Raw genomic sequence first — 24,020 nt, 5'->3', positions numbered from 1 at the left:
CCATCGGATATACCGAATCATGAGCCAACGTGGATTTGACCTGACGCAGTTGCGGACCTTTGTCGCCGTCGCCGAATCGGGCAGCGTCTCGGCGGGCGCGGAGCGTGTGTTCCTGTCGCAGTCCTCGGTCAGCGAACAGTTGAAGAAACTCGAGGAGCGCGCCGGCCAGCCGCTCTTCGTTCGCAGCAAGCAGGGCGTGAGCGCCACGCCCGCCGGCAGCCGGCTGCTCGACCACGCGCGGCGCATCATCGCAATGAGCGAAGCCGCGTTCGAAGACCTGCAAGGCCGCTCGCTCGACGGCGAGTTGCGCATCGCCATCACGGACTACTATCGTCCGCACGACATCGCGCGCATTCTCAAAACGTTCTCGGAACAGCACCCACGCCTGAAGCTGCACGTCACCGTGCAGCCGAGCGCGGTGATCGACAGCAATGCGGGCGACGATGCGTCGTTCGACATCGGTCTCTCGCTGCGGCTCGTCACCGACAACACGCGCGCCGCGAGCCGGCGCACCGGCGCGCAAAGCACGGTTGTGCGCCGCGAGAAACTGCTGTGGGTCAGCGCGGCCGATTCAGGTCCGCGGCCGGCCACGCCCTATCCGCTCGTATTGCTGCCGTCGAGCTGCCAGTTGCAGCGTTTCGTCGTGAAGCTGCTGGACGAGCACAAGGTGCCATATGTGGTGTCGCACTCCGCTTCCGGCGTCGCCGGATTGCAACTCGCGCTGAAGGCGGGGCTCGGCATTTCCTGTCTGAACGAATCGTCGATTGGCGGCGGTGTCGTGGCTTGTCCGGCGAGCGTGGGTTTGCCCGCGTTGCCTGCTGTCGAGTTTCATTTGTTGCCCGGGCGAATCGGCGAAACCGAACTTGTCAGCAACGCTCGCACGGCCTTGATGCGGCTCTTCAGTTGATTCACGGATGATGGGCTCACGCCGCCTCGCCAAAGCCCGTGACTCATCATCAAACGATCACATTCGCGCGATAACGTCGGCGCGCGAGACGATTCTCAATGGAAATATTGAAAGCCCCCTAATCGACGCCTATCATGATCAGGTGTCCCGCCGAATGAGCTTTTGTTTGCTATTGACGCGTCGACTAAATTCCTGCAACCTCGTACACGCTGCTGAACGTTTCAAGCGTTAATTCCCGCAGCCCGAAAGCCGCCACCCACCGGCGCATTCAGGCCGATCATTGTTTTTATAAAGCAATCGCATCGCCGTAGCGAATCACCACTCGCCATCCAGAATAAGTCCGTTTCGATTTGCTGTTCTTGCGGTCGTTATACGAGAAAAACCGGCAGAGTTGACATGCGTCAACCGTCGGCTTCATAAGCGAATCCACGTGCGAATGCGCGAGAGATAATCGAGAACAAAGAACGTTCCCTAATCGAGGCCTGGCGTGCATCGTCGAACTATCGGATCGTCGATTCTGTTTGTGCTTTACGTCGTGTGGAGCGGCGTGGCGCTAGCCGCCACCGACGCGTCGAGCGCCATGCCCTCGGCCATGGACGAGCGCGTGCGCGCTTGCACCTCGTGTCATGGCGTGCAGGGCCAAGGTCTGAACAACGATTACTTCCCGCGCATTGCCGGCAAACCGGCCGACTATCTGTTCAATCAGTTGACCGCGTTCCGTGACGGCGGCCGCACCTATCCGCCGATGGGCTATCTGCTCGCCTTCCTGCCTGACGACTATCTGCGCAAGATCAGCCAGTATTTCGCCGATCTGCAACCGCCCTACCCCAACGCCGATCACAGCGACGTCGCGCCCGCCGTGCTCGCCGCCGGACAGCGCCTCGTCACACAGGGCGACCCGGCCCGCAAGATACCGGCGTGCATTGCGTGCCACGGCGCGCGCATGACCGGCATGCAGCCGGGCATTCCCGGCCTGCTCGGTCTGCACGCGAGTTATATCGCCGGGCAGATGGGCACCTGGCGCTCGGGCACGCGGCACGCGCTCGCGCCGGACTGCATGCATTCGATCGCGGTCAAACTGACCGACAAGGACATCACCGCGGTGTCGAGCTGGCTCGCGCGCCAGCCGCGTCCCGCCGATCCGCGGCCCGCACCGTCGTCCGCGGAGCGCCTGCCTCTCGCCTGCGGGAGCCAACCGCAATGAAGCCGACACTGCGCTCTTTGGGCTCCTTCCGCGCAGTGCGCGCCGCTTTGATCATCACGATGAAGCGCCGTTGCGCGCCGGCGTCGCTCGTATCCAGTCTGCTGGTTGGCGGCCTGATCGTAGCCGGCAGCGCCGCGCTTCTGCGCGCATCGCACACGCCGCTGATCGCCGAAGGACGCGCCGCCGAAACCACGCCAGCAGCCGCGCCGGGCGGCAACGCCGACACGCGTCCCGATATCGTCAAACGCGGCGAATATCTGGCGCGCGCCGGCGACTGCGTCGCGTGCCATACCGCGCCGCGCGGCAAACTGTTCGCCGGCGGCCTAGCGATGGAAACGCCGTTCGGCACACTGTATTCGCCGAACATCACACCCGACGCACAGTACGGCATCGGCACCTGGAGTCAGGACGCGTTCTTCAAGATGATGCGCACCGGCCGCACGCCGGACGGCACGCTGATCTACCCGGCGATGCCGATCGCGCAATACACCAAGGTCACGCGCGAAGACTCGGATGCGATCTTCGCCTATCTGAAGACGGTCGCGCCGGTACGCGTACCGAACCACAAGCACACGCTGCGCTTCCCGTTCAACCAGCGCAAGCTGCTGTACGGCTGGCGCACGCTGTATTTCCGCGAGGGCGAGTTCCAGCCCGATCCGACCAAATCGGTCGAATGGAACCGCGGCGCGTATCTGGTCGAAGGACTCGGGCACTGCACGATGTGCCACACCAAGATCAACATGCTGGGCGGCTCGTCGCAGAGCGAACAGTTCGCGGGCGGCCTGATTCCGGTGCAGAACTGGTACGCGCCGTCGCTGACCTCGGACAAGGACGGCGGCCTCGGCGACTGGAGCATCAAGGACATCGTCGACCTGCTGCAAGCAGGCATTTCCGATCGCGGCGCCGTGTACGGTCCAATGGCCGAAGTCACGTATCACAGCCTGCAGTACATGACGGAAGAAGACATCAAGGCGATGGCCGTTTATCTCAAGACCTTGCCGGACAAGAGCGGCCGCAAGTCCGGGCCGTCGGCGCCGACCAACACCAACGTGTTCGCGCTCGGCGAAAAAATCTACGCCGACAAGTGCGCGCTCTGCCACGGCGCGAAGGGCGAAGGACAGTTGCAGCATTACCCGCCTCTCGCCGGCAACCAGTCGATCGAGATGGACTCCGCGGTCAATCCGATCCGCATCGTGCTCAACGGCGGATTCCCGCCGGGCACGAGGCGTAATCCGGAACCGTACGGCATGCCGCCTTTCGGCCAGGAACTGAACGACACCGACGCCGCTGCCGTGGTCACCTATATCCGCACTGCGTGGGGCAATCACGGCCAGCCCGTGACGTCCCGCGAGGTCAACGAGTTGCGCAAGGCGCCGCTGCACTGAAGCGCCGCACCGGAGAAACTCTAGATGGAAGCGAACGATACCCGCAGCGCGACACCGCCTACGGATGACGAAGTGGAACGCGTCGTCGCAGCCGGCCCGCATGGCGCGATCGCCGTGGCCGGCGTCGCCACGCTGATCGTGATGGCGATCTGGTTCGGCTTCTACTTCGTTGTGTTTCTGCCGCGCGGCGTCGTTCACTGATCATGTCGACCGATTCCAATCATCAACCGGGCGGCGGCCACGCGGTCGCCTTACGCGCCGAGCGTCGCTGGGCCATCTTCGCCGTCGCGCTGATCGTGCTGATGCTGGCGGTCATCGTATTCTCGGGACTGCATTGGGCAATGATGCCGCCGTCGCGCGTCGAGACGATCGATCCGTCACGCCTGCAACTGTCCGGCGAATTCGTCGAAGACAACCTCGGTAGCGCGGTCGAACCGGACGGTTCGGTGGTCGTACGCTTCATCGCGCAGCAGTACTCGTTCACGCCGCAATGTCTGCTGGTGCCCGCCGACACGCCGATCACGATCCGCACCACCAGCGCCGATGTCGTGCACGGCCTGCTCGTCACCGACACCAACATCAACACGATGGTCGTGCCCGGCTACGTCGCCACGCTGAACACGCGCTTCGACACGCCAGCCGATCACACCATGCCGTGTCATGAGTTCTGCGGCTTCGGCCACCAGACCATGTGGGCGCACGTGAAAGTCATCGACAAAGCCACCTTCTTCGAGCAAGCCCGACAATCACGGAGGCTGAGCTGTGTTTCACGCTAAGCGACTCGTTCTCGCGCATTTCTGGCTCGCCTTCATTGCGTTTCTGATCGCGCTGCTGCTCGGCGCCTGGCAGATGCTGGTGCGCAGCCCGCTCGTGCCGTGGGTCGGCGACCCCGAGCTCTACTATCGTTCGGTGACCGCGCACGGCTCGGTGATGGCGTACGTGCTGCCGACGCTGGTGTCGATGGGCTTCGGCTACGCGATCGTCGAACTCGCGCTCGCGCAGCGCCTAGTGGGTCTCAAATGGGCGTGGACCGCGTTCATCATGCTGGCGGTCGGCGCCGTGATGGCGATGGTGCCGGTGGCGCTCGGCCAGGCCTCGGTGCTCTACACCTTCTATCCGCCCATGATCGGTAGTCCGTTCTATTATCTCGGCGTGGTGCTGGTGGTGGTCGGCTCGTGGATCTGGGTCGCGCTGATGCACGTCAATCTGCGCATCTGGAAGCGCGCCAACCCCGGCAAGCCGGTGCCGCTCGCGATGTTCGCCAACGTGGCGGGCGCGTATCTGTGGGCATGGACCGCCGTCGGCGCGGCGCTGGAGATCCTGTTCCAGATCCTGCCGGTCGCGTTCGGCCTCACCAACACGATCGACGCCGGCCTCTCGCGCATCCTGTTCTCCTGGACGCTGCACGCGATCGTCTACTTCTGGTTGATTCCCGCGTATATCGCCTACTACACGCTGGTGCCGCGCGCGATCGGCGGACGACTCTATAGCGACTCGATGGCGCGCGTGTCGTTCATCCTGTTCCTCGTCTTCGCGATGCCGATCGGCATCCACCATCTGTTCGCCGATCCGCAGGTCGGCTCCGGCTTCAAGTTCCTGCATGCGGTGTTCACCGGCATGGTGTCGGTGCCGACGCTGCTGACGGTGTTCACGATTTGCGCGTCGGTCGAAATCGCCGGCAGACTGCGCGGCGGCAAGGGCGCGTTCGGCTGGCTCACCGCTCTGCCCTGGCAGAATCCGATGATGCTCGTGATCGCGTTTTCGTTCGTGATGCTTGGTCTCGGCGGCGCGGGCGGGTTGATCAACATGAGCTATCAGTTGAATTCGACCGTGCACAACACGCAGTGGGTAACCGGGCACTTTCATCTGATCTTCGGCGGCGCGATCGTCATCATGTACTTCGCGATCGCCTATGAACTGTGGCCGCAACTGACCGGCCGCGCGATCGCGTCGGTGAAGCTGGTGCGCACGCAACTGTGGCTGTGGTTCATCGGCATGATGGTGGTGACGCTGCCGTGGCACTACGTCGGCCTGCTCGGCGCGCCGCGCCGCATGGCCTATTACGACTACAACATGCCGGGCATGCAGTCGCAGGCGTTCTGGGTCGGCATGTCGGCGGTCGGCGGATTGATCCTCGTGGTGTCCGGCGTGCTGTTCATCTACATCCTCGCGAAGTCGCAATTCGGCCCGGTGGTTCAGCAGCAAGGCTTTCGCTTTGCGAGCGCGGCGCATCCGGTGGAGCACGTGCCGGCCGCGCTCAATAGCTTCGGCTTGTGGGTGGCGCTGATGATCGGACTCACGGTCGTCAACTACAGTGTGCCGATCGTGCAGTTGCTCAGATTGCCGCAGACCTCCGTGCCGGCAGTCGTCGTCGGAGCGCAGCGATGAATCAGGAACGCGTCTTCAGCTTGCGTAACCCGTGGTTCACGGTGAGCGTGGGCGGCACGGTTGCGATTGCCGTCGTGGGGATACTGATCGGCTTCATCTGGCTGCCTTCGGCGAACAGCGCGTTCAGCGGGCGCGGCTTATGGGCGACGATCTGCAGCGCCGCGGGTGCGCCGTCGAGCTGGTACGGCGGCGCCAATCTCACTGGCCCGGCGCCTAGCGACGTCGTGGTCTTGCCGCCATTGAGGCGCGTGCGGGCCGACGCCAATTCGATCGGCCGCGGCGCCACGATCGCGACGCAAAATTGCTCGATGTGTCATGGCGTGCTCGGCACGGTACAGGTGACGGCGCCGGCGTTGGCTGGGCAATATGCCGATGTGGTCTACAAAGAGTTGCGCGACTACCAGAACGGCGTGCGCCAGAACGCGATCATGCAACCGATTATCGCCGCGCGCAGCGACCAGGATCTGCACGATCTGGCGGCTTACTACGCGTCGCTGCCGAGAGCGCCCGCGGCGGAGACACTGCCCACCGGCGTGGGACCGGATGCGAACGCGGTGAAACTTGCCATGCAGGGCGATCCGCAGCGCAATATCGCGCCTTGCGCCGCGTGCCACGGGCAGCTCGATCGCAAGGGCGCGGCGCCGTGGCTGGGCGGACAGTCGTCGATTTATCTCGCGGCGCAGATGCGCGCCTTCGCTTCCGGCGCGCGGCACAACGACATCAATGAACAGATGCGCAACGTGGCGCGGCAAATGACGCCGGCGGAGATCGACAGCGTGGCGAAATACTATGCGGCCATCCAGTAACGGTCGCTTTGTCCGCGAGACGCGGTTTGTCGCGAAGACTCAGCACGCCGTCGCGCAAAACAACACCGACGTTAAGCCGTCGCGAACTCGCTTACATCTGCCATCCTCGGTGCGGCTTGTCCCGAAGACATAACACGCCGCAGCGTAAAACAACCGCTGATGCTAAGCCGTCGCAAACTGGCCTGCATCGGCCGTCTTCGGCGTAGCAGCCGAACCGCCGCGCCGCCCGGCAAACGAAGACGAAGACGCCGCCCCGCTCCCGGTCTGGAACACCGACACAGCCGACGTCAACCGCCGCGCCTGCTCTTCCAGCGAACTCGCGGCAGCCGCAGCCTGCTCCACCAGCGCGGCATTCTGCTGCGTCACCTCGTCCATCTGCGCGACCGCGAGATTGACCTGATCGATGCCGGTACTCTGTTCGGTTGCGGCTGCCGCAATCTCACCCATGATCGAACTCACACGCGCAATCGCGTCGACGATCTCGGTCATCGTCGAGCCCGAGCGTTGAACCAGTTGCGAGCCGGCCTGCACCCGCGCTGTCGATTCGTCGATCAAACCCTTGATCTCCTTGGCCGCTGCCGCGCTGCGTTGCGCGAGCGAGCGCACCTCGCTCGCCACCACCGCGAAGCCGCGTCCCTGCTCGCCGGCGCGCGCGGCTTCGACCGCGGCGTTCAGCGCCAGGATGTTGGTCTGAAACGCGATCCCTTCGATCACGCCGACAATGTCGGCAATCCGCCGCGAGTCGTCGACGATGCCATGCATCGTGCCCACCACCTGCTCGGTGAGATCGCCGCCTTGCGCGGCCAGCGTGGATGCGCCCTGCGCGAGCGAGCTGGCCTGTTTCGCGTTGTCCGCTGTCTGCTTGACCGTCGAGGTGAGCTGTTCGATGCTTGCCGCCGTTTCCTCGAGCGACGCGGCCTGTTCCTCTGTACGTTGCGACAGATCGGTATTGCCCGCGGCAATCTCGCTCACGCCGGTATCGATGGATTCCGTGCCTTGACGCACCGAGTTCACCGTCGTGATCAGCGATTCCTGCATCTTGCGCAACGCGGCCGCGAGACGGCCCATTTCGTTATTGCTGGCCACGACGATCTGGCCAGTCAGGTCGCCGTTGGCGATCCGCTGAAACTGCGCGATGGTGGCGTCGACCGGACGGACGATCGCGCGCACCAGCACCGCGCGGCCGATCCACGCACCCAGCAGCGACGCGACCATGCCGATCGCCACCGCGATACAGATTGCATAGAACAGGTCCTGCGCGTCTTGGTAGCGTTGCGCGCCGTGATCGAGCTGCAACTGTTCGAGCGTGAGCATCGCCTTTTCGTACGCGCTGTAGAGCGACGGCAGCTTGTGCGCCTGCAATTGCTGGAAGGTCGTCTTGTCGCCGGACTTGAGCGCGGCGAGAGCCGGATCGACGCCTTCGTGCAGGAAGGTGTCGCGCTTGTCCTGCATGTCCTTGATGAGGCGCTGTTCGTCGGCGTCCGTGCTCGCGCGGCTCACATAGTGGGCAAGACGGTCGTTGGAAGCTTTCTGGTACTGATCAAAACGCTTGAGCACGGCATTCGCGCCGTCCTGATCGTTCAAGTCGACGAGCGATGCGTACGTCGCCAGCGCGAGACGCAGGCGCAGCAACTGTCCGGCGCTGCCTTCGAGGTCGGCGACAGCCGGCGTGTCGACGGTGTACATCTGCTGCAGCGAGGCGTTGCTCGAGCGTAGCGACAGCAAGCCGGCGGCGGCGCCGAACAGCAGCACGACGCCGAAGAATACGATCATCAGGGTAAGGCAGGTGCGAATCGACAGATTTTTCAACATCGGGCTTGTCTCCGTTGGGCTGCCTGACCGAATGTTCAGTAAAAGCCTCGGCCACGCGTGCTGCGCCCAAGCCCGTTCGGCCAGGTTCGCAACTCTTGTCTAAATTTAAGCGAACGCCACATATAAGGACTACGGCTCAATAACGAAAAACTTTATGGTAGATGGCGCATGTGCTTGCGATACATCAACATACGAGCGCATATGAAGGGCGATGCGCGCCGGGCGTTGCGGGACTACCCGGGTTCTCGGCGGGCGGCGGTTGATGGAAAGTGACGAGGATGTGTCTACGGAGCATTGCGATGTCGGAAATAGGCTCGGCGCTGGTGGTTTTCGTTCTCCTGCTCGTCGTGACCGGAATCGGTGTGTGCGTGCGCCCACTCCTGCCCGAGGAGCACAAGGCGCATGAGACCGTGCAGTTGATCCAGCTGGTGATCGGCATGCTGGTGACGTTCGCCGCGCTGGTACTCGGCTTGATGACGGCGTCCGCGAAATCCAGCTTCGACACCGCCTCGAATGATTTGCGCACCTACGCGGCCGATCTGATCGAGTTCGACACGACCCTGCGCGAATACGGCACGGATACCGAGCCGGCCCGGCAGTTGTTGCGTCAGTACACCGCGGCGGCGATCGCCTCGACGTGGCCCGCCGAAACGCCGCCGAGCGGCGACTATCCGAAAGACATCGGCACGCAGGACAACTCGCAGAAACTGGAGAGCGTGCGGCTCGGCGACATGCTGACCGCCGTGGGCCGAGAGTTGCGGACGCTGCGGACGCGCGACCCGTTACAACAGCGCGCGCTCGACGATGGGTTGAAGCAATACCGCCGCGTCGTGGATGCGCGGTGGAAGCTCATCGAGGAAGCGCACAGTTCCATTTCCCAACCTTTCCTCACGACATTGACGTTCTGGCTGGGCGTGATCTTTCTGAGTTTCGGCTTGATCGCGCCGCGCAATGCGCTGGCGTTGGTCACGATTTCGCTGGGCGCGGTGTCGATTGCTTCGGCGATCTATGTCATTGTCGATCTGGATACGCCGTTCACGGGGCCGATTGTTATCTCCAGTGCACCGATGAGAGACGCGTTGGATCATTTGAGGCGGTGAGCGTCACGGGATGAGCGCGTCGAACTCCGCGATCCTTCGCGCCCGCTCGATGACCGGCCGGTCGACCAATTTGCCATCGACCGCGAACGCGCCCTCCGGAAGTTCGGCACAGGCCGCCAGAACGCGTGACGCCCAGCGCCGCTCGTCCTCGCTCGGTGCGAAGCCGCTGTTGACCGGGTCCACCTGTCGCGGGTGAATGCACAGCTTGCCGCCGAAGCCGAAGCGTCGCGCAGTGGCCACATGCTCCGTCAGGCGCGCGAGGTTATCGAGCTCCAGCGTCACCCCGTCAATCGGCGCGGCGAGACCCGCATAGCGCGATTCGATCACCATCTGCGAGCGCACGTAATCCAGTTCGACGCCGAGCCCTTCGATGCCGGCATCGCCGCAAAAATCCACCGTGCCGAAGGCGAGCCGCATAACCGACGGCGCGCCGGCAATTTCCCGCATCGCCACCACGCCCGCTACGGTTTCAATGAGCGCCACGATTCGCATCCGCGACGGCAGCCGCGCGGCGACATCGGCGAGTTGCTGCGCGCTGTCCGACTTCGGCAGCATCATCACGGAAACGCCGGACGCGCGCACCATGTCGACGTCATCGACATGCCAAGGCGTGCCCACCGCATTCACGCGGACGATCAGCCGCGTAAGGTCCGCCGTCGACAGCCAGCGTTGCAGGCCCTCGCGCGCGGCTTGCTTCGCCGCCGGCGCGACCGCGTCCTCGAGATCGATCACCACCGCGTCGGCGCCGGTGTCGAGCGCCTTTGTGAAGCGCTCGGGGCGGTCGCCCGGCACGAACAGATAACTGCGTGCGTCCATGTTCTTCTCCTGAACGGCACGCGGCGCCGTGTTGCTAGTTCGCGTGCCAGTCGCGTTGAAACGTTTCGGAATAACTGTAGCGATCCGCCGGATGCACGCTGATCGTCAGCTCGACCACCTGCGCGCGCCGGTTCAGATAGCGGCGGCACAACCACAGCGCGGGCGAACGCGGCTTCGCATTCAAACGCTGCGCCAGCTTCGCCGGCAGCGCGACCGCGCGGATTTCCTGCTGCACCTCGGCGATCTGCTCACCGAACTGCTTTTCGATCATCGTGTAGATCGGCACGTGCGTCCGGCCGCTCAGGCCCCTGTCTTATCAACGCGCCAATAAAAAAACCCCGCTGGTTGAGCGGGGTTCCTTGCATCGATTCGGTGCGAGTGCGGACGATTTAGAACGGAATATCGTCATCCATCTCATCAAACCCGCCGCCGGCCGGCGCGCTCGGACGGCTTGCACCGCCACCGCCACCACCGCTGCCGCCACGCGCACCACCACCCGACACCGCGCGGCCGCCACCACCGCCGCCGCTACGCTCCGACGGCTCGCCACGGCTGTAGCCGCCTTCGTCACCACCGCCACCCATCGAACCGCCGCGGCCACCCAGCATTTGCATCTGCTCGGCGACGATTTCCGTCGAGTAACGGTCGGTGCCGTCTTGCGCCTGCCACTTACGGGTACGGATGCGCCCTTCCAGGTACACCGATGAGCCCTTCTTCAGATATTCGGACACGATTTCCGCGAGGCGGCCGAAGAACGACACGCGGTGCCACTCGGTCGCTTCCTTCATTTCGCCGGACGCCTTGTCCTTGTACCGATCCGTCGTTGCAAGGCGGATGTTCGCCACTGCGTCGCCGCTCGGAAGATAACGGACTTCCGGATCGGCTCCGAGATTGCCGACGAGAATGACCTTGTTCACGGATGCCATGAGTTTCTCCTGTTGATTCCGTTACGGGCGGCGCGGCAATACACGTTTTCGCGTTTCAGGGCCGGCAGGCCCGAGACCGGAACTGCGCCTCTGCCCGCCGCCGGGTGAGTTCTGGGTAAGTTCGGGATGCGCCGTATTACGCTTGCGCGGCGGCTGTTTCATCTTTGCGGCGATTATAAGCCAGCAAAAGACAAGCCCCGAGCAAGTGAAAAATACCGCGCTCTGACCGTCCACTTTCAGCAGCCAACCGCCGACCACTCCGCCCAGCGCAAGACCGATCGACTGCGTGGTGTTGTAGACGCCGGCGGCCGCGCCCTTGCGGGTGCCGGGCGCCAGTTTCGACACCAGCGAAGGCTGCGAAGCCTCAAGAATATTGAAGCCCAAAAAGTACACAAAGAGGATCGCCGCCACACTCAGAATCGTATGCGGAGCGACGCCCAATAACAACTGTCCGATCAGGATAAGACCGATCGCGGACAGCAGCACGATTTTCATCCTGCCGCGCTTTTCGGCGGCGATGATAGCGGGCACCATCATCACGAATGAGAGGCCCATGACCGGCAAATACACCTTCCAATGCGACGCGACCGGCAGGCCGCCCGCTTCGAGAATACGCGGCACGACGAGGAACAGTGCGGTCTGCGTGGCATGCAGCACGAGCACGCCGAAGTTCAGACGCAGCAGTTCGACGTTGTGCAGCACTTCGGCGAATGGCGCGCGTACATGCACCGGCTTCGGCGCATCGGGCACGATCCACAGCACCACGCCGATCGCCAGAATCGAGAAGATGCCGACCAGCGTAAACAGCCCGCTCATGCCGACCCACTGGAACACGATCGGCGCACCGACAATCGCCACCGCGAACGAGACACCGATGCTGCCGCCCACCATCGCCATGGCCTTGGTGCGATGTTCCTCGGCGGTCAGGTCGGCGATAAACGCGATCACCGCCGACGACACCGCGCCCATGCCCTGAATCACCCGGCCGACGATGATCCACGTCATGTCGTGCGCGCCTGCCGCCACGAAGCTGCCGAGCGCGAAAATCAGCAGACCGGTCGCAATGACCGGTTTGCGGCCGACCTTGTCGGAGACCCAGCCGTAGAAGATGTACAGCATGGACTGCGTCACGCCGTACGCGCCGAGTGCGATACCCACCAGCAGCACGTTGTCGCCGCCCGGGATGGTCTTCGCGTAGATCGAGAACACCGGCATGATCATGAAGAGACCGAGCATGCGCAGCGCGAAGATGGCGGCAAGCGACACGGTCGCGCGCAGTTCAGGCGCGCTCATGCGTGTGGAGGTGGCGGACGGATTGGACATCGGGAGCGTTCTTTGATTGAGCTGGGCGGCACACCGCGGGCGGGCACAGCAGCGGAGCGGCCACGACCGCGCGGCTTACCGCAAGACAGCGGGCCGGCAGGCGGCGCGGCGTTCGAGCCGACGGCCTTGCTGCATGCCCGTTGGCGCCTCGCGGTGCCTCGCGGTTGCCTCGCGGTTGCCTCGCGGTTGCCTTGTACTCGCGGAAAACGGCCCCAGTTAGACCTCTTCCCCGCGGCGCTGGACTGCTGCCTTACAGCACGCCTCAACGCCTCTTCAGGCTGTCAGGAAGCCGTAACGGCGGTCTTGAAAAGTCGTTATAGTAGCAGGTTTAGCCTCTTCCTCTTTCCGCCAGTTCATGGAATAAATCCGTGGAACAAATCCGTATTCGTGGGGCTCGCACCCACAACCTGAAGAACGTCAACCTCGACTTACCCCGTCACAAGCTCGTTGTCATCACGGGCCTTTCAGGCTCGGGCAAATCGTCGCTGGCGTTCGACACGCTTTATGCGGAAGGACAACGGCGCTACGTCGAAAGTCTCTCCGCCTACGCTCGCCAGTTCCTGCAATTGATGGAAAAACCGGACGTCGATCTGATCGAAGGGCTGTCGCCGGCAATCTCGATCGAACAGAAGGCGACCTCGCACAATCCGCGTTCCACGGTCGGCACCGTCACCGAGATTCACGACTACCTGCGGCTATTGTTCGCACGGGTCGGCACGCCTTACTGTCCGGACCACGAAATTCCGCTGGAAGCGCAAAGCGTCTCGCAGATGGTCGACGCGGCGCTCGCCCTGCCGGAAGAAACCAAGCTGATGATCCTCGCGCCCGTGGTGGCGAACCGCAAGGGCGAACACGTCGAACTGTTCGAGGAAATGCAGGCGCAAGGCTTTATCCGCTTCCGCGTGTGCTCGGGCGGCGGCACCGCCAATGAAGGCGTGGCGAAGATCTATGAAGTCGATTCGCTGCCGAAGCTGAAGAAGAACGACAAGCACACCATCGACGTGGTCGTGGACCGTCTGAAAGTGCGCCCCGACATGAAGCAGCGTCTCGCCGAATCGTTCGAAACGGCACTGCGTCTCGCCGACGGCCGCGCGATCGCGCTCGAAATGGACACGGACAAGGAGCATCTGTTCAGCTCGAAGTTCGCTTGCCCGATCTGCTCGTACTCGCTGCAGGAACTGGAGCCGCGCCTCTTCTCGTTCAACAATCCGATGGGCGCGTGCCCGGAATGCGACGGCCTCGGCCAGATCACTTTCTTCGATCCGAAGCGGGTGGTCGCGCATCCGTCGCTGTCGCTCGCGGCCGGCGCGGTGAAGGGCTGGGACCGGCGCAATCAGTTCTACTTCCAGATGCTGCAGAGTCTCGCGGCGTTCTACGAGTTCGACATCGACACCGCGGTCGAAGACCTGCCGGAGAAGGTTCGCAAGATCCTGCTGTTCGGCTCGGGCAAGCAGGAGATCCCGTTCTCGTACATCAACGAACGTGGCCGCACTTCGGTGCGCGAGCATGTATTCGAAGGGATCATCCCGAATCTGGAGAGGCGTTACCGCGAAACCGATTCGGTCGCGGTGCGCGAAGAACTCGCCAAGTATCAGAACAACCAGCCCTGCCCGGCCTGCGCCGGCACGCGACTGCGCCGCGAGGCGCGCTTCGTGCGGATCGGCACGGACGGCGACGCGCGCGGCATCTTCGAAATCAGCGGCTGGCCGCTGCGCGACGCGCTCGGTTATTTCCAGACGCTGCGCCTGGAAGGCTCGAAGCGCGAGATCGCCGACAAGGTAGTCAAGGAAATCGTCGCGCGGCTGATGTTCCTGAATAACGTCGGGCTGGACTATCTGTCGCTGGAGCGCAGCGCGGAGACGCTGTCCGGCGGCGAGGCGCAGCGGATTCGCCTCGCGTCGCAAATCGGCTCGGGCCTGACCGGCGTGATGTACGTGCTGGACGAGCCGTCCATCGGCCTGCATCAACGCGATAACGACCGGCTGATCGCCACGCTCAAGCATCTGCGCGATCTCGGCAACTCGGTGATCGTCGTCGAACACGACGAAGACATGATCCGCATGGCCGACTACGTGGTCGACATGGGGCCGGGCGCGGGCGAACACGGCGGCATGGTGATCGCCGAGGGCACGCCCAAACAGGTGCAGGCGAACGCGGCGTCGATGACCGGGCAGTACATGTCCGGCGCGCGCAACATCGAGTTCCCGGACGAACGCAAGGAGCCCGACGATAAGCGCCTGCGTATCGTCGAGGCGTACGGCAACAATCTGCAGCACGTGTCGCTGGATCTGCCGGTCGGCTTGCTCACCTGCGTGACCGGCGTGTCCGGTTCGGGCAAGTCCACGCTCATCAACGACACGCTGTACCACGCGGTCGCGCATCACCTGTACGGCTCGGCCACGGAGCCGGCGCCGTACGAATCGATCGAGGGCCTCGAGCACTTCGACAAGGTCATCAACGTCGACCAGTCGCCGATCGGCCGCACGCCGCGCTCGAACCCGGCCACCTACACCGGCCTCTTCACGCCGATCCGCGAGCTGTTCGCGGGCGTACCCGCGGCGAAAGAACGCGGCTACGAAGCCGGCCGCTTCTCGTTCAACGTGAAGGGCGGCCGCTGCGAATCCTGTCAGGGCGACGGCGTGCTGAAGGTCGAGATGCACTTCTTGCCGGACGTCTACGTGCCATGCGACGTCTGTCACGGCAAGCGCTACAACCGCGAAACGCTGGACGTGCAGTACAAAGGCAAGAACATCAGCGAAGTGCTCGACATGACGGTGGAGAACGCCTATGAGTTCTTCAAGCCGGTGCCGGTCGTCGCGCGCAAGCTGAAAACCTTGCTGGACGTGGGTCTGGGCTACATCCGCCTGGGTCAGTCGGCCACCACGCTGTCGGGCGGCGAGGCACAGCGCGTCAAACTATCTTTGGAACTGAGCAAGCGTGACACGGGTCGCACGCTATACATACTTGACGAGCCGACCACCGGCCTGCACTTTCATGACATCGCTTTGTTGCTCGAAGTGATTCATCGATTACGCGACCAGGGTAATACCGTCGTGATCATCGAGCATAATCTCGATGTAATAAAAACTGCGGACTGGGTCATCGACCTTGGTCCGGAAGGCGGAGCCGGCGGTGGGCAGATCATTGCCCAGGGCACGCCGGAGCAGGTAGCGAAGTCGAAGGCAAGTTTTACCGGTAAGTACCTGGCGCCTCTGCTGAAACGCGCGGCCAGTAAAAAGTAACGCTGCACAACTCGGGTTGGGGACGGAATAAGCCATGGCCAAGCGGAATCAGGCGCGCGACGACGGGCAAGTGCAGGACCTACGCCCACGCCCGGTCAGGCTGACGAGCGACATGAGCCTGCCGAAGCTGTCGGCGGTCGAAATCGGCAGTTATATCGTGACGCTGTTCGGCATGTGGGCGGTGATCGAACTGCGGCTGCTCGGCGCGTTGCTCGCCGGGCTGCTGGTGTTCCAACTGGTCCACACGATCGCGCCGCGCATCGAGCGCCACATGTCGAGCAAGCGGGCGCGCTGGCTCGCGGTGGTGATCCTGGCCACGGTGATCGTGGGCGCGCTGACGGGGCTCACGCTCGGCATCATCGAGCATTTCGAGAACGACGTGCCGAGCGTGCAGAAGCTGCTCGACCAGGCCATGCAGCTGATCGACCAGGCGCGCGGCCGGATTCCGCAATTCGTCGCCAACTATCTGCCGGTCGACACCGAACAGATGAAGACCAAGGCAGCCGAGTTGATGCAGACGCACGCCAACATGCTGCAGCAAAGCGGCAAGACCGCGGCGCGCGCTTTCACGCATATCCTGATCGGCATGATCATTGGCGCGATCATCGCGGTCGGCGCGCAAAAGCATATGCAGCGGCTGCCGCTGTCCACGGCATTCGTCACACGGGTGACACGTTTCGCCGACGCGTTTCGCCGCATCGTGTTCGCCCAGGTGAAGATTTCCGCGATCAACGCGGTCTTCACGGGCATCTTCCTGCTGGTGGTCCTGCCGATCTTCCACGACACGCTGCCGTTGTCGAAGACGCTGGTGCTGGTCACGTTCATCGTCGGCTTGCTGCCGGTGATCGGCAATCTGATCTCGAACACGATCATCGTCGCGGTGGCGCTCTCGGTGAGCTTTCCGGCGGCGGTCATGTCGCTCGTGTTCCTGATCCTGATTCACAAGCTCGAGTACTTCCTGAACGCGCGCATCGTCGGCGGACAGATCGAGGCGCGCGCGTGGGAATTGCTGATCGCCATGCTCATCATGGAAGCCGCGTTCGGTCTTCCCGGTGTGATCGCGGCGCCGATTTTTTATGCGTACATCAAGCGTGAATTGATTTATTTGCGGTTGGTTTGAGGCTGTGGCGAGCGGCCCGAAAGCAGATAGGCAGGAACGGAAAAGCGGCACCTCGGTGCCGCTTTTTTCATGCTTAGAAGTCGATGCGTGCGTTCAGTGACAACGTGCGCGGGTCGCCCGGCGTCACATAGTCCGCGTACTGATACTCCCAGTAGCGGCGGTTGAGCAGGTTGTCGATCGCCGCGCGGAACGTCACATCGTAGCCGACTATGCGCGTCGCATAGCTCACGCCGAGATTGACCAGCATGTAGCCCGGCGCATCCAGATTGCCGGATGGGCGCACTCCCGTATTGCCCGTGAACTTCGCGTCGGCGCCGATGCGCAGCCCCGGCACATACGGCACCGAGTACGTCGCATGGCCCGCCACGACGAACTGCGGCGCTCCGGCCACGCGGTTGCCGTTATTGGCCGCGCCCTTCTCGTACTTCGTGTTGATCCACATGAGGTCGCCGCCGACGTTCCAGCTCGCGCCCAGACGAACGTCGCCGCCGAACTCCACGCCCTGGAAAATCGACTCGCCGTCCTGCGTGTAGACGTTCGCGCTATTCGCGTAGGCCGAGCCTCGCTCGATCCGGAACAACGCGGCCGTCGCGCTCCAGCGCTCATGCTCGCTCTTGATCCCGACTTCGTACTGCTTGCTGCGCAACGGCTTGAGCAGTTCGCCGCGGTTCGCGTAGGTGTCGCCCACTACGGTGCCCGCTTCGAGCGACTCGACGTAGCTCGCGTACAGCGTCGTGGTTGGGGCGAGCTTGAACATCAGCGCCACCGTCGGCGTCACGACGCCGTTCTGGCTATAGGTCGACGTGGTCGCGCCGGTGGTCGAGTAGCCGTGCTGCTCGTAGTTCGTGTAACGCACGCCGCCGAGTACCGACCAGCGCTGCGTCAACTGGATCGTATCGTTCGCGAACAACGCTTTTTGCGTGATATCGCTGTCGCGGTAGGTGTAGTAGTTCGATGCGCTGTAGAACGTGTTGGTGTTCGGCTGGTAGGTTGCCGGTACCGATCTGGCCGAAGAAACTGTTCGCGCCGTAGTCGTTCGTTTGACGCTGATACGCCGCGCCGATCACGAACTGGTGCTGCAACGGCCCCGTCTTCACACTGCCTTCCGCCGACACCTGCCACAAACTCAACTGATGCCCTTCCTTACCGGCAAAGCGGCTGTCGGTGTAATCGCCGGCGCTGTTCTGCAGGTAGTAGGTGCTCTCGTTGCGATCGCGCGAGCTTTTGCTGTAGCTGTAGGTCGCGTTCAGCGTCCAGTCCGGGCCGAGGTTGTACTGCACGCCCGCAGTGTAGAGCTGGAGGTTCGTGTTCAGATGCTGGTCGGGACCGGAGAGGTTGCCGGTGCCGCCGCTCATCGTAGGCGGCAACACCGTGCCCGGATATTCCGCCGTCGAGATCGCGCCGGTGATGCCGCTCGAATGGCGCTCCTGATACAGCGCGGCGAACGTAGCCTTGAGGTCGCGGGTGATGCGCGCATCGAGCGCGACCGACACCGAGTCGCGTCGCACGTTGCCGTCGTTATAGGTCTTGCCTTCTTCGTGCGTGGCGTTCAGGCGATAGCCGAACATGCCGTTCGGACCGACCCGGCCGCCGAGATCCGCATGCTCGGCCCACACGCCGTCGGTGTAGTAGCCGATGTCGACGCTGCGCACGGGCGTCGTCGAGACCGGCGGCTTTTTCGTCACGTAGTTGACCACGCCGCCCGGCGCGCCGAAGCCGTACATGAAACCGGTCAGCCCCTTGAGCAATTCCACTTTCTCGAGTTGCTCGTACGGCATCGTGATGCCGTAGCTGTTAAACGGCATGCCGTCGATCTTGAAACCCGACTGCCAGTCGAGCTGCATACCGCGCACCGTCAGATAGGTGGCCCATGCGTTGTAGGCGTTGCCGTTGTCGGAGACGGAGGCGTCGGTGGCGAACACGTCGCCGAGTTTGGACGGCTGGCGATCCTGCAGCTCTTCGCTCGTGACCACGGTGGTCGAGAACGGCGTGTCGAGTTGCGAGCGTGTGCCGAGCGCGCCGCTGCTGACGTCTTCCTTCAGATGCTGCTCGGTGTCTTGCGCCGCCGTGACCTTGACGGCCGGCAGCGCTTTTTCGCTGTTATCCGTTGACGCTGCCGTGGCCGACGCCTGCTGTGCCCACGCCGCGTGACTCGTTGCCAACGCCAGACACACCGCCAAATGCAGCGGCCGCATCGCCGGTTTTTTCTTCGGCTCTGCTACCCCGTTTCTTACGTTCATCGTCTGATTCCGCAGTTTCTGATTTGCCCCGCCAAATGAGAATGATTCCCATTTAACACGGCCGCGATGATGCCGAAGATTTATGCGAATTGTAAGCTTTGAGATGCGACATTTTGTCGCATGAGCCGCGCTTAGCCCGGCTGTAAACCTTGCTGGCTAGGGCTCTCGGGAGCGCGCGCAGACATGCGGCTATTGCGGTTCCACGCCACACTTACGACAAACTTGCGGCGCGTGGCATGATTCCTTAAGATGCGAACAATTCCCATTTACGCTAAGCCTCTGTCGTGACACCCCATTCGAAGTCCTGCTCCGTCGCGATGGCCCGCCCATGAGGCGCCAGCTCGTCCGTCTGCACCGTTGGTTCGGTGTCGCCACGGCGCTGTTTCTGTTCGTCGCCGGCCTGACGGGCGCGATTATCGCGTGGGACCATGAGCTCGACGCGGCGTTGAACCCATCCTTCTTCAACGCTCGCACCGCCGGCCCGGCGTTGTCCGGCCTGGAACTCGCGCGCCGCGTGGAAGCCGCCGATCCGCGTCTCCAGGTGACGTATCTGCCGCTGGCGGCCGAGCCCGGCCATACGCTGCAAATGATGGTGCTGCCGCGGACCAACCCCGCCACGCAGAAGCCCTACCCGCTCGATTTCAATCAGATCGCCGTCGACCCCGCCACCGGCGAGATCCAGGGACGCCGCGAATGGGGCGTCGTCTCGCTCGCGCGGCTCAATCTGATCCCCTTCATCTACAAGCTCCACTACACGCTGCAACTGCCGTTCACGGGCGGTGTCGACATCGGCACATGGTTGATGGGGATCGTCGGCATCATCTGGCTGTTCGACAGCGTGATCGCGCTGTGGCTGTCGTTTCCGAGTTTCAAGGCTTGGCGCAAGTCGTTCGCGTTCCGCCTCGGGCGTGGCGGCTATGCGCTCACATTCGATTTGCACCGCTCAGGTGGCGTATGGATCTGGGGCTTGCTGATGATCGCCGCGCTGACGTCGGTGTCGATGAATCTGTCAGCGCCGGTGGTGCGCCCGATCGTGTCGCTGTTCTCCAAGCTCACGCCGGACCCGATCAACAATCCTGAAATCCTGCGCGCCCCGCAACCGGGCGATACGGTGTTGAGCCGTGAACGCATCGTGCAACTGGCCGAGCAGGCCGGCAAGGCACGCAACCTCAGCGTCGCGCCTGGCGGTATCTACTACGCGGAATTCCTGCATGCCTACGGCGTCGGTTTCTACGCGACCGGCAACGATCACGGCGATTTCGGCCTCGGCAATCCGTGGATGTATTGGGACGCGGCCACCGGCAAGCAGCTCGGCGCGCAGATTCCCGGCAAGGGCACGGCGGGCGACATCTTCGTGCAGGTGCAATTCCCGCTGCATTCGGGCCGCATCCTCGGTCTCGGCGGACGGATTCTGATCAGCGCAGTCGGCATCGCGGTCGCGGTGCTGAGCGCGACGGGGCTGCTGATCTGGCTGAAGAAGCTGAACGCGCGCCGCCGTTCGGCGCAAAACGCCAATGTCGCGCGTGACGCGGGCCAGTCCGCGGCGCGCTCATAGACATAAATAAACAAAAAAGGCGGCGCCGGAATCATCCGGGCACCGCCTTCTACTGCAAGCCTGCTAGCAACGGCTCTTAGCGAAACACCACCGTCTTGCTGCCGTTCAACACGACGCGATGCTCCACGTGCCACTTCACCGCACGCGCCAGCGTCACGCATTCGACGTCGCGGCCGATCGCCGTGAGCTGCTCCGGCGTCATGCTGTGGTCGACACGCTCCACTTCCTGCTCGATGATCGGACCTTCGTCGAGATCCGTCGTCACGTAATGGGCGGTCGCGCCGATCAGCTTCACGCCCCGGTCGAACGCCTGGTAATACGGCTTCGCGCCCTTGAAGCTCGGCAGGAACGAGTGGTGAATGTTGATCGCGCGGCCCGCCAGCGCTTCGCACAGCTTCGGCGACAGAATCTGCATGTAGCGCGCGAGCACCACCAGGTCGGCTTGATGTTCGTCGATCACTTCCAGCACGCGCGCTTCTTGCGCGGCCTTCGCGTCGGGCGTGGCGCCCAGCAGCGGGAAATGATGGAACGGAATGTCGTAGCTGGCGGCGAGCTGGTAGAACTCCTTGTGGTTCGAGATGATCGCCGGAATCTCGATGCCCAACTGGCCGGTGCGGTAGCGGAACAGCAGATCGTTCAGGCAATGGCCGATCTTCGACACCATGATCACCACGCGCGGCTTCACCGACGCATCGTGCAACTCCCAACGCATGCCGAACTGCTCGGCGAGCGTCGCGAACGACGTGCGCAGCGCTTCCAGACCCGGATCGCCGCCTACCTGCTGGAAATGCACGCGCATGAAGAACTCGCCGGTGCGGCTGTCGCCGAACTGCGCGGAGTCGAGAATATTGCTGCCACGCTCGAACAGAAAGCCCGACACGGCGTGAACGATGCCGGGCCGGTCGGCGCACGACAGTTTGAGGATAAAGCTGTGATCGGTCGACATGACCTGGGTGACTCCCTTCTTCAATGCGTGGTTTGTTCGGTGTGTCTGGTTCGGTGCAGCGTGTTTCGGCATGGTCGTTGCACGCGCACCGGTACGGCGCTCAGGCGAATACCGGCGGCACGAACAAGGCCTCGATGCCCGCACACGCGTCTTCATCGATCCAGCGGCGGCGCAGCAGGCAATCCAGCGTGGCCAGGCTCGCATCGACGGTCATGACGCCCTCCTCGATCCAGCGCGCCGCTTCGTCGATGCGCGCGAGCCGGTGTTCACCCACTTCGCCGTCCTGATTGCGCGGCGCGAAATCGGCCGGCAGCGCGAGGTCGTAGATGAAAATCTGTTCGGCCTGCGTGCCTTCCGGCAACGATTGCAGCACATGCGCGGTGCGGCCCGCTACGGCGTGGGCGGCGATCTCCTCGGGAATGCCGGCTTCTTCCCAGCACTCCTTGATGAGCGTCGCCTCGATGCCGAAACCCCAGCCGATGCCGCCTGCGACGACATTGTCGAGCATGCCCGGGTCGGTCGCCTTGGTGTCGCTGCGGCGCGCGATCCACAATTGCGGCGCGCGATCCGCGTATTCTACGACGCCGTTCAGATGCACCGCGTAGGTCATCGTGCCGAAGAAGCGCGACGCCGCGCGTTCGATATACGCGAGCGGCGGCGCATCGAACGCATTGCGGATCGCGTAGGTCTCGTTGCGCCAGCCCGGAATGCGGTCTTCGGCGGCCAGCGCGCCGATCACGGAACCGAGCGCGGCGCTGCGCAAATCCACGGTGTTGAACGGGGCCGCCAGCGTCACACGGGCGCTGTCGATGTCGAACACATCGGGCCAGCGCGCGAGCAGCGGCACATCGCTCACGCGGATCCAGCCGACCTGTTCGGCGTCGATCCAGAACGGCACATGCGCCTGCACGTCGAAGCGGCGCGCGGCGGTGATGCATGGCAAAGTCATTTAAAGCTCCAAACTAACTGTCGGCGGTCGCTGCCCCAATCGAATCCAATCAATCACGTAACGCGACACGAATCCCGATTGCGATGAACGTAGCACCAGCCAGGCGATCGAGCCATACACCCACGCGCGGCCGGCGTTTCAACCAACCGCCGATCATCCCCGCGCAGACGCCGAACAGCGAAAACACCACCACCGTCTGCAGCATGAACAGCACGCCGAGTTCGAGCATCTGCAGCGTGACGCTTTGCGTGCCGTGCGGCTGCACGAACTGCGGCAGGAACACGACGAAGAACAACGTCACCTTCGGGTTCAGCAGATTGCCGAGCACGCTCTGGCGAAACACCGCCATCAACGGCTGCGGCGCGCGTTCGTGCGCGGTCGCGAGACCCTGGCTGCGCAGCGCCTTGATGCCGATCCAGATCAGATACGCGGCACCGGCAAGTTTGATCACTTCAAAGGCCACCGGCGACGAGCGCAGCAACGCGGCCACACCGAGCGCGGCCAAGGTCGTGTGAAACGTGATGCCCGCTGCAAAGCCGAGCGCCGCGACAAGCCCCGCCGCGCGGCCCTGCGAGATACCGCGCGCGAGCACTTGCAGATTGTCCGGGCCAGGCGCCATGGTGATGGCGATCGAGGTGGCGAGAAACAGCAGGAAGTTGGGCATCGTTCTTACCTTCTTGTGACCAGAAAGAAGTTCACAGCGGCTTGGCTGCAAGTGATCAGTGACCGTCGAATCCCGTCACCGTATAGAGCGCCAGGCCACCCTCGCGCAGCAGCTTCGAGCCGCCGAGTTCGGGCAGATCGATGATCGCCGCGCCTTCCACCACGACCGCGCCGAGACGCTCGAGCAGAATCTTGCCGGCCATCATCGTGCCGCCAGTCGCGATCAGATCGTCGATGATCACGACGCGGTCGCCCGGCTTGCAGGCGTCCTCGTGAATCTCGACGGTCGCGGTGCCATACTCGAGCTCATACGATTGCGCGACCCGCTTGTAGGGCAGCTTGCCCGCCTTGCGGATCGGAATGAAGCCGAGGTTCAGCTCATACGCGAGAATCGGCCCGATGATGAAACCGCGCGCGTCCAGGCCGGCAATGTAGTCGAGCTTGGCGTCGATATAACGCTGCACGAACAGATCGATCAGCACGCGCAATGACTTCGGCTCCTGCAGGAGCGGCGTGATATCGCGAAACTGCACGCCCGGCTGCGGCCAATCCGGCACCGTGCGAATGTGGCTTTTGATGTAATCGGCCGCATCGAGCGGCGCGCTCGCGAGCGCGTTGGACATGATGTCTCCGGATGG

The 24,020-nt window shown here is 63.4% G+C and carries 19 protein-coding genes and 2 pseudogenes; 11 read left to right on the top strand and 10 right to left on the bottom strand.

What is annotated here, in order from left to right; all coding sequences use genetic code 11:
- Positions 1–19 precede the first annotated feature (19 nt).
- From PQR42_RS27930 to PQR42_RS27900, 7 genes are all read left to right on the top strand, one after another.
- Complete coding sequence (locus PQR42_RS27930; RefSeq protein WP_408389027.1) at positions 20–907, top strand: LysR family transcriptional regulator; 888 nt, start codon at positions 20–22, stop codon at positions 905–907.
- Positions 908–1,394: 487 nt separating this feature from the next.
- The gene (locus tag PQR42_RS27925; protein ID WP_408213176.1) at positions 1,395–2,111 is read left to right on the top strand and encodes a c-type cytochrome; all 717 of its coding nucleotides are present in this window, start codon (positions 1,395–1,397) and stop codon (positions 2,109–2,111) included.
- Positions 2,108–3,496 carry a c-type cytochrome gene (locus PQR42_RS27920; protein ID WP_408389029.1) on the top strand — a complete coding sequence of 463 codons (1,389 nt, stop codon included), beginning with the start codon at positions 2,108–2,110 and terminating at the stop codon, positions 3,494–3,496. The genes PQR42_RS27925 and PQR42_RS27920 overlap by 4 nt, the downstream gene beginning before the upstream one ends.
- A 24-nt stretch (positions 3,497–3,520) precedes the next feature.
- Positions 3,521–3,697, top strand: coding sequence for a hypothetical protein (locus tag PQR42_RS27915; protein WP_165923876.1), 177 nt, complete (start codon positions 3,521–3,523; stop codon positions 3,695–3,697).
- 2 nt (positions 3,698–3,699) lie between these two features.
- Positions 3,700–4,272, top strand: coding sequence for a cupredoxin domain-containing protein (locus tag PQR42_RS27910; RefSeq protein ID WP_408213182.1), 573 nt, complete (start codon positions 3,700–3,702; stop codon positions 4,270–4,272).
- A complete protein-coding gene (locus tag PQR42_RS27905; protein WP_408389031.1) occupies positions 4,259–5,884 on the top strand; it encodes a b(o/a)3-type cytochrome-c oxidase subunit 1 in 1,626 nt (541 codons plus the stop codon). The genes PQR42_RS27910 and PQR42_RS27905 overlap by 14 nt, the downstream gene beginning before the upstream one ends.
- Positions 5,881–6,690, top strand: a complete 810-nt coding sequence (locus PQR42_RS27900; RefSeq protein WP_408213188.1) for a c-type cytochrome — start codon at positions 5,881–5,883, stop codon at positions 6,688–6,690. The genes PQR42_RS27905 and PQR42_RS27900 overlap by 4 nt, the downstream gene beginning before the upstream one ends.
- A 162-nt stretch (positions 6,691–6,852) precedes the next feature.
- Here PQR42_RS27900 and PQR42_RS27895 read toward each other — a convergent pair whose 3' ends face one another.
- A complete protein-coding gene (locus tag PQR42_RS27895) occupies positions 6,853–8,502 on the bottom strand; it encodes a methyl-accepting chemotaxis protein (RefSeq protein ID WP_408389033.1) in 1,650 nt (549 codons plus the stop codon).
- 299 nt (positions 8,503–8,801) lie between these two features.
- On the opposite strand from PQR42_RS27895, the gene PQR42_RS27890 reads away from it, so the two are divergent.
- A complete protein-coding gene (locus tag PQR42_RS27890; protein WP_408213193.1) occupies positions 8,802–9,602 on the top strand; it encodes a bestrophin-like domain in 801 nt (266 codons plus the stop codon).
- A 3-nt stretch (positions 9,603–9,605) separates the two neighbouring features.
- Here the strand turns inward: PQR42_RS27890 and PQR42_RS27885 are convergent, their stop codons facing one another.
- The 4 genes and pseudogenes from PQR42_RS27885 to PQR42_RS27870 form a co-directional block, all read right to left on the bottom strand.
- A complete protein-coding gene (locus PQR42_RS27885; protein ID WP_408389035.1) occupies positions 9,606–10,418 on the bottom strand; it encodes an HpcH/HpaI aldolase/citrate lyase family protein in 813 nt (270 codons plus the stop codon).
- A 34-nt stretch (positions 10,419–10,452) separates the two neighbouring features.
- The gene (locus PQR42_RS27880; RefSeq protein ID WP_408389036.1) at positions 10,453–10,704 is read right to left on the bottom strand and encodes a UTRA domain-containing protein; all 252 of its coding nucleotides are present in this window, start codon (positions 10,702–10,704) and stop codon (positions 10,453–10,455) included.
- Between the two features lie 103 nt (positions 10,705–10,807).
- Positions 10,808–11,344: a single-stranded DNA-binding protein gene (locus tag PQR42_RS27875; protein ID WP_106282086.1), complete on the bottom strand. Its 537-nt coding sequence runs from the start codon at positions 11,342–11,344 to the stop codon at positions 10,808–10,810.
- A 141-nt stretch (positions 11,345–11,485) separates the two neighbouring features.
- Positions 11,486–12,667 (bottom strand): annotated as a pseudogene (locus tag PQR42_RS27870) (MFS transporter); the annotation flags it as partial.
- A 368-nt stretch (positions 12,668–13,035) separates the two neighbouring features.
- Between PQR42_RS27870 and uvrA the strand changes: the two are divergent.
- A complete protein-coding gene (uvrA, locus tag PQR42_RS27865; RefSeq protein ID WP_408213206.1) occupies positions 13,036–15,909 on the top strand; it encodes an excinuclease ABC subunit UvrA in 2,874 nt (957 codons plus the stop codon).
- Between the two features lie 34 nt (positions 15,910–15,943).
- Positions 15,944–17,029 carry an AI-2E family transporter gene (locus PQR42_RS27860; protein ID WP_408213209.1) on the top strand — a complete coding sequence of 362 codons (1,086 nt, stop codon included), beginning with the start codon at positions 15,944–15,946 and terminating at the stop codon, positions 17,027–17,029.
- A 73-nt stretch (positions 17,030–17,102) separates the two neighbouring features.
- Here the strand turns inward: PQR42_RS27860 and PQR42_RS27855 are convergent.
- A pseudogene (locus PQR42_RS27855) lies at positions 17,103–19,224 on the bottom strand (TonB-dependent siderophore receptor).
- A gap of 373 nt (positions 19,225–19,597) precedes the next feature.
- Between PQR42_RS27855 and PQR42_RS27850 the strand changes: the two are divergent.
- Positions 19,598–20,824, top strand: a complete 1,227-nt coding sequence (locus PQR42_RS27850; RefSeq protein ID WP_408389037.1) for a PepSY-associated TM helix domain-containing protein — start codon at positions 19,598–19,600, stop codon at positions 20,822–20,824.
- A gap of 76 nt (positions 20,825–20,900) precedes the next feature.
- Here the strand turns inward: PQR42_RS27850 and purU are convergent, their stop codons facing one another.
- From purU to PQR42_RS27830, 4 genes are all read right to left on the bottom strand, one after another.
- On the bottom strand, positions 20,901–21,770 hold the full coding sequence (gene purU / locus PQR42_RS27845; protein ID WP_091796790.1) for a formyltetrahydrofolate deformylase: 870 nt from the start codon (positions 21,768–21,770) through the stop codon (positions 20,901–20,903).
- 100 nt (positions 21,771–21,870) lie between these two features.
- Positions 21,871–22,719 (bottom strand): NUDIX hydrolase, encoded by an 849-nt coding sequence (locus tag PQR42_RS27840; RefSeq protein ID WP_408389039.1) that lies wholly within the window; start codon positions 22,717–22,719, stop codon positions 21,871–21,873.
- 49 nt (positions 22,720–22,768) lie between these two features.
- Positions 22,769–23,383, bottom strand: a complete 615-nt coding sequence (locus tag PQR42_RS27835; RefSeq protein WP_106282098.1) for a LysE family translocator — start codon at positions 23,381–23,383, stop codon at positions 22,769–22,771.
- Positions 23,384–23,438: 55 nt separating this feature from the next.
- The gene (locus PQR42_RS27830) at positions 23,439–24,005 is read right to left on the bottom strand and encodes an adenine phosphoribosyltransferase (protein ID WP_168792510.1); all 567 of its coding nucleotides are present in this window, start codon (positions 24,003–24,005) and stop codon (positions 23,439–23,441) included.
- Positions 24,006–24,020 lie beyond the last annotated feature (15 nt).

The organism is Paraburkholderia sediminicola (genome assembly GCF_046027355.1).
GTDB classification, from domain to species: domain Bacteria; phylum Pseudomonadota; class Gammaproteobacteria; order Burkholderiales; family Burkholderiaceae; genus Paraburkholderia; species Paraburkholderia sediminicola_B.
The sequence above is the reverse complement of the archived record's forward strand: the minus strand, read 5'-3'. Positions and strand labels throughout refer to the sequence as shown.